The following is a 12873-nucleotide window of genomic DNA, read 5'->3' on the forward strand; positions in this document are numbered from 1 at the left end:
AGTGGGTATCTTTATTTTAACAGGTTTTTAGGTGAATTTGGTTTACAATACGTTAAAAAAAATCGTATCACAAAGAAAAAGAAGCAAAGGGCGTAGTTCATAAGTTCCCTTTGCTTCCATATTTGTCATTTAAAGTGTGTGTTCAAAAAGTTGACGAATGAGAACGCCGGCAACATTCGTCACATCCTGTGACAACGTCGACACGCGCAAGTCCAATGCGTCGCAAGAAGTTCGGCGCGAAAGTTTTGGACCACAGCGTATGCCTTTCCTACGTGAGGACCGGAAAAAACCGAGCAACGAAGAAATTCGCCGTTTATCATTTTGAACATCCTCTTAAAATTCAAAAGACTGTCCTTTTTCATAGTGCTCATCTAAAACTAAGATTCCTTTTTCCTGTGGAGCATTTTCTAATTCAAGCTCTTTTGCCGAACAAATCATGCCGGTTGAAGGGACCCCGCGCAGCTTGGCATCTTTTATTTTCATACCGCTTGGCATCACAGCACCCACCTTGGCCACAACGACTTTTTGACCTTGATCAATATTCGGTGCACCACACACGATTTGTAAGTCTTCATCTCCTACATCGACTTGACACACACTTAGCTTGTCAGCGTTCTCATGTTGACTTTTTTCCTTTACATACCCGATAACAAACTTTGGTGATAAATCGAAATCAAGCGAGTCCTTTACCTGTTGTTTTGTAAAAAGTGTCCGCAGCTGCTCAAGGAGTTTACTCGTCATCATCAGCTTTCCCTGACTTTCCAGAGTGAAGTATTCAGCAGCGTTAAATATATTATAGCCGAGAAGAGAACCATCCTGCTTATCGGTAATTTTCACTATGTCACCATAGGACTGATGAGTAGCTGTTAAGCGATCCCCTCGTTTAATTGGGATGATTAGGACATCCCCTATCCCTTTAAGGTTATAAAAAACATCCATTTATTGATCGTCCTTTCACTTGTTCTTTGGTTTCTTTTGAGCAAGGATGAAAATAGGTTCAAGTTGCTTATTTTCATAAAGGAAGGATAATGAGGTTACCGGAACAAGTCCTTCCGCAAAAAACTTCATCGCCATCTGTGCTAGAATATCATAACCTTCAGGATTTTTAACGTCTGCAAAAATGATCACATCCTGATGCGGGATGCTAATTGCAAGCTCGCCTTCAAATTCAGCTTTTAATTTTTCTAAAAGTACTTCATTTAAAATACGACTCGCATCGTAGCCATCCTGTGTAGACTGAAAATAAAAATCATTTCCATACACAGTATCTTTCTTCATATCAACTGGTAAAGACCGCACGTTGAAACTAGCGATTTCCTTCATTCGATCAACCGTCCAATTTTCATTCTTCACCATTTCTTCGTCAATAAGCTGATAGGATTTACCTAAGTCTAAGGCATAATAAACCCTCGTTTCGGCCGTATGTTCAGTTGTGATCAATTTCTTGCCATTGTCGGTCTCTACTGGAAATGAAGCCGCTCTGATAACAGGAAAAATATGCGGCTCCTTCCCTGTGAGCTCATGTGTTTGGTTCATGATTCTTAACGCTTCTTTTACATGGTCCTCCAGTTCATCAACTGTTTTTTCACCACGATTTTCATATTTAGCAATGACATTAGGAAGAGTGATGGTAATCCCTTTACCAGACTCCTTCCACTCCACCCTAAACGTATCTTTATCTCGATTAAAAAAGGTATTCCAATCTTCATGATGTAACCGTTCCTCGAGAATTTTCTTCATTTTTATACTCGTCATTTTCATCATTTTTCCTCCTTTTATGATGGAAGAAAGGTTCCGCTGTCTATTTTAGCATATCTTTCATGCCTATACATGCGATAGCTACTGATAAAGAAACAAGCTACACATAGCACAAGCTTGTTACAAGTTAATATTAGTAATAAATGATTCAAGTTCCTCTTGTGACTTTCGATCCTTACTAACAAAACGCCCAACTTCTTCCCCTTTATGAAAAGCTAATAAGCTTGGAATTCCAAAGACATCATGTTCAGCACATACGTGAATAAACTGATCACGGTCGACGTGAACAAAGGTCCAATCTCCAAATTTAGCTTCAATATCTGGGAGAACTGGTTCAATCACGCGACAATCTGGACACCAGTCTGCCGAAAATAATAGGATCGTCCGTTCATCATTAATTAGTTGTTTTAATTGGCCATCTGATTTTAATGTGATCATTTATGCACCTCCAAAACTTATTTTAGCACACGTTTACTCATATTCAATTAACATGTCTCCAGGCTTAATTAGACCTCTCTTCCTAAGCCAGCGTGCGATTAAATAACTGATCAAGGCTGGAGCTATGATATGAAGAATAAGAATGATCCCAGCAACCTCCCATGTGAAGCCCATCGTATTAAAAGTCATGATTTGACCAACTAACCCACTCGTTCCCATCCCGGCACCTGAAGCATTGTTTTCGAGTTCAAGCCAAACCGTTGCGATTGGTGCGAGCAAGGCCCCAGCCACTGTAGGAGGCACTAGAATAATAGGTTTTTTTACGATGTTCGCAACCTGCAACATTGATGTTCCGATGCCCTGCGCTAGAAAACCTCCCATGCCATTATCCCGATAACTAATCGTAGCGAAACCGATCATTTGAGCAGCACATCCAATCGTCGCAGCCCCCGCTGCTAACCCATCGATCGATAACATGAAGGCGATTGCCAAACTTGAAATCGGTGCAGTCAGAGCAAGCCCCATTAGTACAGCAACAATAATTCCCATAATAAAGGGCTGTTGTGTTGTTGCCCAATTAATAATCTCTCCAAATCCCGTCATAAACTGGTCGATAGGCGGACCGATGAACATCCCTGTAAAGAATCCAACTGTTAAGGTTAGAAATGGCGTTAAAATAATGTCTAGTCTCGTTTCCTTACTAATTAATTTTCCGAATTCAGTAGCCAGCAACGCAGAAATGTAACTTCCCGCCGGACCACCGAGATCTGCCCCGTAGGCTCCACTAAACAAAGCAGCAAAGATGACAAGGGGTGGTGCTTTCAAACCATAAGCAATGGCTACTCCAATCGCTCCTCCCCAAATCTTCGTATCCATAGCGAAATTCCCCAGCTCGATAAATTGAGTAAACCCAAGCTGGTCTCCTATTGTCTTTATAATTAATCCAATAATCAATGAGGAAAACAATCCAAGTGCCATGTAACTTAATGCTGTAATTAGATAGGTTTGTACAGATATATGTACACCTTTTTTCTGTAAAAAATTTTTCATGATTTCTCCCTTCCTGAGACGAATCTATTTTACAGTAAAAATAATTATGTGTAAATACACTTATATACACATAAGTCACCTCGCTGTAAAAAGGACTATTTTTCATAGCATGTGACAATATTCCTGATTATTTCGTTCTATTAGTTAAGATTGTATAGAAATTTCCGATAAACAAAAAGAGGGAGGGAATCTTTATGAAATCATTGAGAAGTCGGGTACGATTAATGGTCGTATTAGCTTTGATCAGCTTACTTGTTCTCATCGGTTTTTCTACATATTTCTTTAATAAACAAACAGAGATGGCTGAAGAAAGCAGAAAAATTCAAGGAGCACTTATAGCAAGTGAAGAAATCAAATATTTAATGACAGTTGCTGCACAGAACCAGCAAACCTTCTTTGCAAATCCTAGTGATGAAACAGGTGAAGTCATTGCTAAATCTATTGCAAATGTAAAAGAAACAGCACGTACATATGCGAATGCCTACGTATCATACGATGGCGTTTCCAGAGAATTTACGGCAATTGCAGACCAGGCCAATAATTATGAGGAAGAAGTTGAAAAACTAATCAATGCATTCCGTTTGCTGGGATTTTCTGAATCAGAAGGGATGTATAAGTTCATTAATGAATCTTATCAATCCTTTGTTGATCTGGTAGAATCAACGAACAGATCAGAATTAGAAACAGCCTTACTACAAATGAGGCTTCAAGAACAAGCATTTCTTAATGACCCAACGAAAGAAAGCTTATCAAGTTTCAAAGAAAGTTTAGGGACTTTTGAAGAGACTGCCGCGTCCTTAAATTTACCTGAAGAGCAAGCATCTACCGTAGATCGAACCCTATTAAAATATGAACAATCTTTAAATACGGTAAATAGTACATTAACTCAAGCTGCCGCCACTCGTTCGTCCTTTGAGGAAATTGCTGCTGAGGTATCTAGCCATGTTAACCAAGTCATTGCCTTAGCAGAAGGTATTAATGGAGAAATTTTGACGAAACAGAATTCAATGAAGAATTTTATTATGACCCTATTGTTTATTATCGGTGGAGTAGCTTTATTGATTACTCTAGTTACAGGCTACTTCTTAGTTCGCTCTATTACAAAATCGATGACAACTCTTAAAGAAAGTGCAACGATTATTGGTGACGGGGATCTCTCCCATCGAATAAATCTGAATTCTAGGGATGAAATGGCTGAGCTTGGTCATCAATTTAATGTAATGACAGAAAAAATGGAACGTTCTGTCCATAAAGTTCTCGAAGCATCTGGTATTTTAAATGACTCTTCAGACCACTTAACTTCAGTATCTGATCAAACGGCGACGCAAGCCCATGAAGTCAATGCCGCGATTAATCAGGTTGCTGTAGGGTCACAAGACCAGGCTCAAAAAATCGAAGAAACGACGAGACTCATCGAACATGTAACTGAAGCTATTGTAAACACCAAACAGGCAACTGGAGATATTAATGATCGATTAAATGAAGCTGACCAGGTCGGTACTGAGGGGTTAAAAACCATAGATCAGCTTGAACAAACCTCTAATTCATTTATTGAACTCGCTTCACATATGTCTAGTGAGGTACAATCAGCCTCCAAACAGTCACAAGAAGTTAATAAAATTGTTGCTACCATCGAAGACATTGCGGACAGCACTGATTTGTTAGCACTCAATGCGGCAATCGAATCCGCTCGGGCTGGTGAAGCGGGAAGAGGATTTGCTGTTGTTGCAGATGAAGTGAGAAAGCTATCAGAACGGTCTAAACAAGAAGCTGGAAGAATTCACGAGCTTGTCCTGAATATGTCCAAGCAAATGTCTACACTTTCTACGGATGCTGAGCAATTTAATGACTATCAATCTTCACAAGACAAAGCCGTTGTTCAAACCAAAGAAGCTTTCCATCGCATTTCCACACACGTACAAGATATGAACCATCAAATCAGCCAAGTTAAACAAGCCGTAAATAGTGTTGACAACGTAAACGAGGATGTAAAACAAAAACTTCAAGATATTAGTATTATTTCCGAAGAAGCTGTCGCAACAGCTGAAGAAGTGGCTGCTTCAAGTGAAAACCAACTGCATTCTATCGGCCAGGTTCACAAGGCAGCTACTGATTTACAAGCCCTCTCACAGGAGTTGTCTTCGGAAGTAAGTCAATTTACGATAAATGAGAATTGGGATGTAATAAACAATGGTGAAGAGATTAAGCTTGACGAATTAACAGGTGAAGAAGTATTGGTTGAAGATATCAATAAAGATAATCCTTTTAAATATGACTATAAAGTAGATTCGGTAAGCTTCAAGGAAAACGATGATATAAAAGAGGAGGAAGAAACACCATACAATGGTGATAAAATGTCTTCATAATAGAAAGCCCGCTCTGGAGAGCGGGCTTTCTTCATTATTCTCGGACTATCTTACTTGAATATTGAACAGAATTTACAATGTCCATCATTTTTTCTGAGTCAGAGGCTAGTTCACCTTTTTCAGCATATGTTGTAATCTTTACTCCGCCCACACTAACTTGAAGCTCATATTCGTTCGTATTATTCAAAGGCAACACACGCACATAGCTAAAACGGTTGCCATCCCTATAGGATTCTAGCAGCAAATGATTTTCTTTTTTGGACGAGGCAACTTTATAATTTAAACGACTCGATTGCTTTTCCATTGAATTAAAGAAAAGAATGTACGTCTGGTTATCACTTTCAGTTAGGATCATATTACTATTTGTTTGCTCTTTAACTCCCATGGAAGCCGGCAAATATACTGATAATGCCTGTCCATCGAAATTTGGTTCAACATCGCTGTGTTTAAATGCTTGCTCTGAAGCTTCTTTTGTTTGAGAAATCGCTTGTTTCTCGGACAGCATTATACCACACCCGCTAGACACGCTTAGAAGCAGTGTTAAAACAAAGAAAAGCCTCCCCTTCCTTAAGTACATGTGTACATTTCCCCCAGTCTCTTTTTTATCTAATCACATAATACTATGCCATAGCATTTTAACAAGTATCAATTTTATCCAATCAAGCCTGAATTCTGGACAGAGAACCTTATTTAGTAACATACTAGAAATAGATACCAAGATTAGGAGGGATTCCATGGAATTAACTGTGTATTTAGCTGGACAAATTCATGACAATTGGCGTGATGAGATTAAAGAAAAAGCTAATGAAAAAAGCCTGCCTATTGACTTTGTTGGGCCACAGGAAAATCATGCCCGGTCTGACAGTATAGGTGAAGACATTTTAGGTGAACAACCCGGGAAGCTTTACAGGGATGATGCTGCTTCAAGTGTAAATAACTTCAGAACAAAACTTTTATTATCTAAGGCAGATGCTGTAATTGCCTTATTTGGTGAAGATTATAAACAGTGGAATACGGCAATGGATGCGAGTCTTGCCATACAATCAAATAAACCATTAATCTTAATTAGACCAGCGTCCCTTATCCACCCATTGAAAGAGTTATCCAACCAGGCTACCATTACTGTGGAAACGGTTGAACAAGCTTTAAACGTTCTATCCTACGTTTATGAATAATTGAATCCAACATCTCCTTAGAACAAGAAACGAAAGCACCCTCCATCAGACATTGACGGAAAGGTGCTTTCGTTTCCTATTCCCACAAATATATTATTGTGAACGCTAGACGTTAAGAAAGTATAATTGTATCCAACGGACGCTTGTTTCTTTTCAGCATTAAAATACACTCCAGAAAAAGAAAGGAGGGCAAATTCAATCACTACTGCCTTAGAAAGTAATCTGCTAAAGTTAACCGAGTACACTACTGATCATGAACAGTCTATTTCAAGTTTCTATCTACCTGAGGAACAGCTGCAATTTACCCGTTACCCGATAGAGAAAATAACTGACCCAGCCCTTCCCGAAAGTACCCATCATATACTAATAGTAAATGGAGATACACCAGTAGGCTATTTTGCGTTAGAAGACGGAGACAAGCTGGGCAAATATACGAACAACTCCAAAGCTAGATTGTTAACTTCTTTCTCAATAGATTCAAAAGATCAGGGTAAAGGTTATGCCAAACAGGGACTGAGTTTATTACCAACATTTATATTTAATAACCTTCCTTATATAAATGAAGTCGTATTAGGTGTGAATAAGAAGAACAAATCTGCTATAGGCCTATATAAGAAAACCGGTTTTATTGATAACAACGAGGTCATTGCGGTAAAAAAGGCCCTCAGCATATTTTACATTTAAGTGTGTTTCAAAAAGTTGGCGAATGAGAACGTCGACCCCGCATGAAAGGTCAGTAAAACCCCAAAAAGGGGACCGATTTCAAGAAACACAGACTAAGGTCGCCATGTCGTGTAGGCCTCAACTAACCATCAGTGAAAACCCCACTGATGGAAGTTTCTCCTTATCATCTGGTGACTTTTTGAACATCCTCTTAAAGGTTTAATTCTACAGACTATTTTTCATACCCACAGCCCGCTATTCATATACCTCTTTTCATTTCGATTCATGAATAAACTGAGCAACAGATTTGAGCTGATTCAACCTGGTTCTTAATCATGTTAACCATGTTTCTTTACCAATCCAATCAAGTCTTTGTCTATCAATTCTTTTATTTGGCCCTCGTTTAAACCTATTTGACGAAGTATCTCCAATGTATTTTCCCCTCGCTTCCCGCCAACAAATTTGTATTTCTGCTTATAAGCAGTTGACTTAATCGGAGAGGCAATCTGCCTTTGGGATGTTCCATCAGATTTAGGGACATCTACTATCATGTTTCTTGCTTTTACTTGTGGGTGTTCAACAGCTTCGGAAAATGTAAGTACAGGTTCTACACAAGCATCTACATCGTTAAAAATAGTGAACCATTCATCATATGTTTTTTCCAAAAACGCTTCTTTGACGGCTGCTTTAAACAGCCATTTGTCTTCAGGTTCTGTGCTTTCTGCTAGGCCGATCAGATGGGAAATATCCAATCCTTTGCACAATTTTTTTCTAAAAGGGGGTTCAAGGCTTCCCACTGAAAAATAGCGCCCATCTTTCGTTTCGTAGTAGTCATAGAAGGTACCACCATTCAGTTCTGTTCCCTCCGATCTTGGCTCAATCCCACATGCTAAATAGCCTGGACCAAACAATGCATTTAATGAAAAAGATGAATCTGTCATGCTAAGGTCAATATATTGACCTTCTCCCGTGGACTCACGATGGATCACCGCTGTCAAGATAGCAATGACACTATGTAAAGACCCACCTGCTATATCCGCAATCTGTATTCCCATCGGGGCAGGACGCTCGTTCTTGCGAGCAGAATATCCAGCTATCCCTGCTACTGAAAGATAATTATTATCGTGCCCTGGACGATCTCGATACGGACCTGTTTGACCGTAACCCGTGAGTGAACAGTAAATTAGCTTTGGATTCGCTTCTTTAAGCGTCTCATAGTCTAACCCAAGCCGTGCCATTACACCGGGACGAAACTGTTCCAAGACAACATCATAATCCTGAACCAACTGCTTAACTAACTCCACCGATTCTCTTTTTTTCAGATTCAGGCTAATAGATTTCTTTGAGCGATTCAAATGTTGATGTGTTGCTGAATCCTCACCATCTAATGGTTCAAGTTCTCTTATAAAATCTGGTAAATCAGGTGACTCTACACGTAAGATCTCTGCCCCCAAATCAGCCAGCATCATGGTCGCATATGGTCCTGGTAATAATTTGGAAAAGTCTAGTACTTTCATGGAATTTAACAATGTAATCTCACCTCTCTAGAAATCCTCCAAAACTTTTCCTTTGCATTCCTTTGAGCACGCCCATTTAAAATAGGAGCTATTTTCTAAACGAAATTGAATAACCAAATCAGCTTTACCATTAATTTCTGACCAATCAGGAAATAGATATTCTTCCTTAGTCGAAAATCCTTTAGAAAAAATTAAACTACCTGTACTCGGGTGAATATCGACAACAGGTAGTTTCACCTTTTGTTATTGTCTAAACATTTTTACACGTCTAGTTATGAATCCCCTTAGTTTTTTCTGAGATAGATTAATTCACTTTCTTTGATCCTCCCCAATGCATTTCCCTTAGCCGATATTTTTGTAGTTTACCGGTTGCTGTTTTAGGTAAAGACTCCACAAACTCAACTTCTCTAGGTGCTTTAAAGTGAGCCATTTCGGATCGGCAATAGCTAATGATCTCCTCTTCAGTTACATTCGCATTGGCTTGTAATACAATAGATGCCTTGGGAGTCTCTCCCCATTTATCATCAGGAATGGCAATAACAGCTGCTTCTAACACATCCGGGTGTTTATACAATACACCTTCGACCTCTGTAGAGGAAATATTTTCTCCTCCGGAAATGATCAAGTCCTTAGCACGGTCTCGTATTTCAATATATCCATCTGGATAAGTCACTGCCAAATCCCCAGTATAGAACCACCCGTCTCTAATTGCCGCTTCAGTTTTCTCCGGATCCTTGTAATATCCGTCCATTACTACATTCCCGCGGGTAATGATTTCTCCTAGTTCTTCCCCGTCCCAAGCAACCTCTTTCCCATCAGGATGGACAACCTTTGTTTCCCCGTTAAATGCTAACTCAACCCCCTGCCTCGCCTTTATCGCTGCCTGTTCGTCTGCCGATTTTGAATCCAATTCTTTTTTCCACTCACAATAAAGAATGAATGGTGAAGTTTCCGTCAAACCATAAACATGGATCATATCCAGTCCAAGGGTTTCCTGTGCTTTTTGAATCAGAGCTGCCGCTGGAGGAGCTCCAGCCGTTGCCATGCGCGGTCGCGTCTTAATCTCAGTATTTTTTGCCTTAGAATCATTCACAAGCATATTAATCACAGTCGGAGCCCCACATAGCAGTGAGATCTTCTCCCTTTCAAACAAGCGGAGGGTCAATGAAGGATCAACCTTTCTCAAACATACATGGGTGCCGCCAGCAGCCGTAATAGCCCAGACACCACCCCAGCCGTTGGCGTGAAACATCGGTAACGTATGAAGATAAACATCATCGTGGCTGACACCAAGGTGATACATGAAATTAGCTGAGTTAAGGTAATTACTGCGATGGTTTAACATCACACCTTTTGGTTTCGACGTTGTTCCACTAGTATAATTCAATGTTAAAAGCTGATTTTCATTTATTTCTATTTGGGGCGGTCCAGTATTTTCTGGAACATGTTGAAGAAATGCTTCATAATCCACCCCTTTCAAAGAAGTCTCCTCTCCCGCCACAGAAACAATAACGATCTGGTCAAGTGAAAGCTTATCCTCGATTTTCTCAATCACATCGCTAAATTCTTCATCGACAATTAACATTTTTGAGTCACTATGATTGATGATGTACTCTAAATCTTCTGCTGATAACCGATAATTTAAAGGTACCATTGCAGCACCAAGTTGGCAGATCCCATAAAAACACTCCAGCATATGATGAGTGTTAGGCAGCATAACTGCAACATGGTCGCCTGCTCGGATACCTTCAACGTGTAAAGCAACTGCAAGCTGGTCCGAACGTTCTCCAAATTCCTTATACGTAAACTGCTTTTCTCCATCGATAACTGCTGTCTTTTCAGGATAATATTTTACCGCCCTGCGCTTCCAATCCAGTGGGGTTAATGCAGAAAACATGGTAATACAACTCCTCATTAAATATTTGTTTGAATATTTCGTTATTTTTTGATGCAAATTTGCACGTGTGGGCAAAGAATAATGCCCTATTAAAGTAAGACTCCGTCTTTCTAATTAACTTCTATTCAAGGGCTTACAATTCCTCCTGAAGGACTAGTGATCAAAATAAAGATAACGAAGAAAACAATGGAATTGAAAAAAGACGTATTCATTCAATCGTCCATTACAAAAAAGTAATAGGAAGTACTTCACGTTTTGTGCCAAACATGAGAATATAGCCGGTTAGTGTGCAACTATATATTAAGGCAACACTAAATTGATAACTTATTGTTTAACTAACTCTACATGTACAAATCTTCCTGAGCCTGTTGCAAATCGTTTTCCTGGAGTTGCAGGAAGCGGATGGTTATAAATCGGTCCGTCGAAAACAAACGTATGAAACTCTCCATTCTCTCCACATGGGTCGATGTCTTCAGGGAGAGATCTAAGAAATTCTTCATCAAAAGGATGACCTGCCAATTCAGCTGGAAGTTTGTCAGAATCTATGGTTGTCACTACTGCCTTAAAACCATCGGAAATGAACTTCCTCGCGACAGTCATCGTCTCCTTCTTCCATAATGGATAAAGTCCTTCCATCCCTGAACTGGAAAGAAGCTGATCTCGGTATGCTTTTATATCCTCAAGGAACAAATCCGCATACACAATGGTATGAATATCCCGTTGTTTGAATAGATCAAACTGTTCCCTGAGCACCTGCTCGTAAATGCTGTTGCCAACCCTAGCAGGCAGCTTCACTTCATATAGAGGAATTTCCAGAGAATCAGCCTGGGCATGAATAAATTCCCTTTTCACCTCATGTATGGGTAGACGCCCACTCCCTTCAGAGGTAGTCGATAATAAACCTTTAATGTGATAATTTCTATTTTTTATTAGATCATAGACTGCAACCGCACTATCTTTACCTCCACTCCAAGAAACAATGACATTCTTCACTACAATCTCTCCCTACTGTTTTAGTTACAAATTCAATTAAGTTCGTTAAGGATTAACTGCCAACCTGGCTATTTATCGCTAGTACGTTTTCCATTGCATCCCTATCGAAAAGGTTAAAAAAGAGAGATGCCCAGTGGAAGTAACAATCCTATAATAACTGTTATCGACAAAAAGATAACAAATATGGCTGAAAGGAATTTAGGTGTATCGTTCTTTAACTTATGCATGAAGTATATTTCTATTAAACCAATACTGCCGATGCCTAGAAGAACCTTAAATAAGCTGCCAAGATATACTGGCTGCATGCCAAGAGAGAAACCACCTGATAGAATTGCCAAGATGTAAAAACAGCGTAAAGTGTGATGCAAGATAGTGGCAGTCTTTGTCTTTTGTGCATTATACAAATGGTTCACTATGATCACTAGACAAATGATCACAATAATTGTCACTAAGTGAATCTGAATCAACATACTGTTACCCCACATTTTATAAGATAAAGCTCTCGTTATAGATTTGCATTTATGATTTCCTTCAGCTGTGAATCTGTAAGCTCGCCTCGATGTTTCTGAAGAATTATTCCCTCACTATCTACGAAAAAGTGGTCGGAATAAAATGTACACCTAATCTAGTTTGTGTTACTAATTTGGGAGCTATTAGTACAGGAATAGACAATTCATTTTCCTTTATGTCGTTCTCAAATACGGTTCTATCTTCTCCCATGCTAGCAGCTGCGAGATTAACACCTTTATCCCTATAATCATTATAATATTTTTAATAAAAGCAAGGAGGACACCAGGTCGCCCATAAGTTGACAAGTGTTAAATGTAATCAGGGTTATTAAAACCAAAACCACTACGATTCGGAACATAACCTTCACTTTACTGCCCTCCAATAAAGAATCCTTACTCGTTAAATGCTAACTTATATCCCCTTGTTTATTCCATAGGATGCACTACCACCGTCTAGCCTTATGGCGTAAATCCATCTTGAAACGATGTGCTGTTCAAAAACCTAAT

At 39.4% G+C, this 12873-nt stretch carries 12 protein-coding genes; 3 read left to right on the plus strand and 9 right to left on the minus strand.

Going from position 1 to position 12873, the window contains the following annotated elements:
- Positions 1–333 precede the first annotated feature (333 nt).
- The 4 genes from ytpR to MUO14_RS04140 form a co-directional block, all read right to left on the minus strand.
- Positions 334–939, minus strand: coding sequence for a YtpR family tRNA-binding protein (gene ytpR, locus MUO14_RS04125; RefSeq protein WP_244753792.1), 606 nt, complete (start codon positions 937–939; stop codon positions 334–336).
- Between the two features lie 15 nt (positions 940–954).
- Complete coding sequence (locus tag MUO14_RS04130; protein WP_244753794.1) at positions 955–1761, minus strand: DUF1444 domain-containing protein; 807 nt, start codon at positions 1759–1761, stop codon at positions 955–957.
- Between the two features lie 117 nt (positions 1762–1878).
- Positions 1879–2196 (minus strand): thioredoxin family protein, encoded by a 318-nt coding sequence (locus MUO14_RS04135; RefSeq protein WP_244753795.1) that lies wholly within the window; start codon positions 2194–2196, stop codon positions 1879–1881.
- Positions 2197–2229: 33 nt separating this feature from the next.
- Positions 2230–3246, minus strand: coding sequence for a PTS sugar transporter subunit IIC (locus MUO14_RS04140; RefSeq protein WP_244753797.1), 1017 nt, complete (start codon positions 3244–3246; stop codon positions 2230–2232).
- Positions 3247–3440: 194 nt separating this feature from the next.
- Between MUO14_RS04140 and MUO14_RS04145 the strand changes: the two genes are divergently transcribed.
- Positions 3441–5612: a methyl-accepting chemotaxis protein gene (locus MUO14_RS04145; protein WP_244753798.1), complete on the plus strand. Its 2172-nt coding sequence runs from the start codon at positions 3441–3443 to the stop codon at positions 5610–5612.
- Positions 5613–5646: 34 nt separating this feature from the next.
- Here MUO14_RS04145 and MUO14_RS04150 read toward each other — a convergent pair whose 3' ends face one another.
- Entirely contained in the window at positions 5647–6117 is a 471-nt protein-coding gene (locus MUO14_RS04150) for a hypothetical protein (RefSeq protein ID WP_244753800.1), read from the minus strand.
- Positions 6118–6346: 229 nt separating this feature from the next.
- Between MUO14_RS04150 and MUO14_RS04155 the strand changes: the two genes are divergently transcribed.
- Positions 6347–6787 carry a YtoQ family protein gene (locus MUO14_RS04155; RefSeq protein ID WP_244753801.1) on the plus strand — a complete coding sequence of 147 codons (441 nt, stop codon included), beginning with the start codon at positions 6347–6349 and terminating at the stop codon, positions 6785–6787.
- Between the two features lie 126 nt (positions 6788–6913).
- The gene (locus MUO14_RS04160; protein WP_244753802.1) at positions 6914–7471 is read left to right on the plus strand and encodes a GNAT family N-acetyltransferase; all 558 of its coding nucleotides are present in this window, start codon (positions 6914–6916) and stop codon (positions 7469–7471) included.
- Positions 7472–7788: 317 nt separating this feature from the next.
- Here MUO14_RS04160 and MUO14_RS04165 read toward each other — a convergent pair whose 3' ends face one another.
- The 4 genes from MUO14_RS04165 to MUO14_RS04180 all read right to left on the minus strand — a co-directional run bounded on the left by MUO14_RS04165 (position 7789) and on the right by MUO14_RS04180 (position 12327).
- Positions 7789–8985, minus strand: a complete 1197-nt coding sequence (locus MUO14_RS04165) for a CaiB/BaiF CoA transferase family protein (RefSeq protein ID WP_244755468.1) — start codon at positions 8983–8985, stop codon at positions 7789–7791.
- 286 nt (positions 8986–9271) lie between these two features.
- Complete coding sequence (locus tag MUO14_RS04170; protein ID WP_244753808.1) at positions 9272–10864, minus strand: long-chain-fatty-acid--CoA ligase; 1593 nt, start codon at positions 10862–10864, stop codon at positions 9272–9274.
- 324 nt (positions 10865–11188) lie between these two features.
- Positions 11189–11857, minus strand: coding sequence for a Dph6-related ATP pyrophosphatase (locus MUO14_RS04175; RefSeq protein ID WP_244753810.1), 669 nt, complete (start codon positions 11855–11857; stop codon positions 11189–11191).
- A 113-nt stretch (positions 11858–11970) separates the two neighbouring features.
- The gene (locus tag MUO14_RS04180) at positions 11971–12327 is read right to left on the minus strand and encodes a DUF1516 family protein (protein WP_244753811.1); all 357 of its coding nucleotides are present in this window, start codon (positions 12325–12327) and stop codon (positions 11971–11973) included.
- Between the last annotated feature and the right edge of the window lie 546 nt (positions 12328–12873).

Source organism: Halobacillus shinanisalinarum (assembly GCF_022919835.1).
Taxonomy (GTDB): domain Bacteria; phylum Bacillota; class Bacilli; order Bacillales; family Halobacillaceae; genus Halobacillus_A; species Halobacillus_A shinanisalinarum.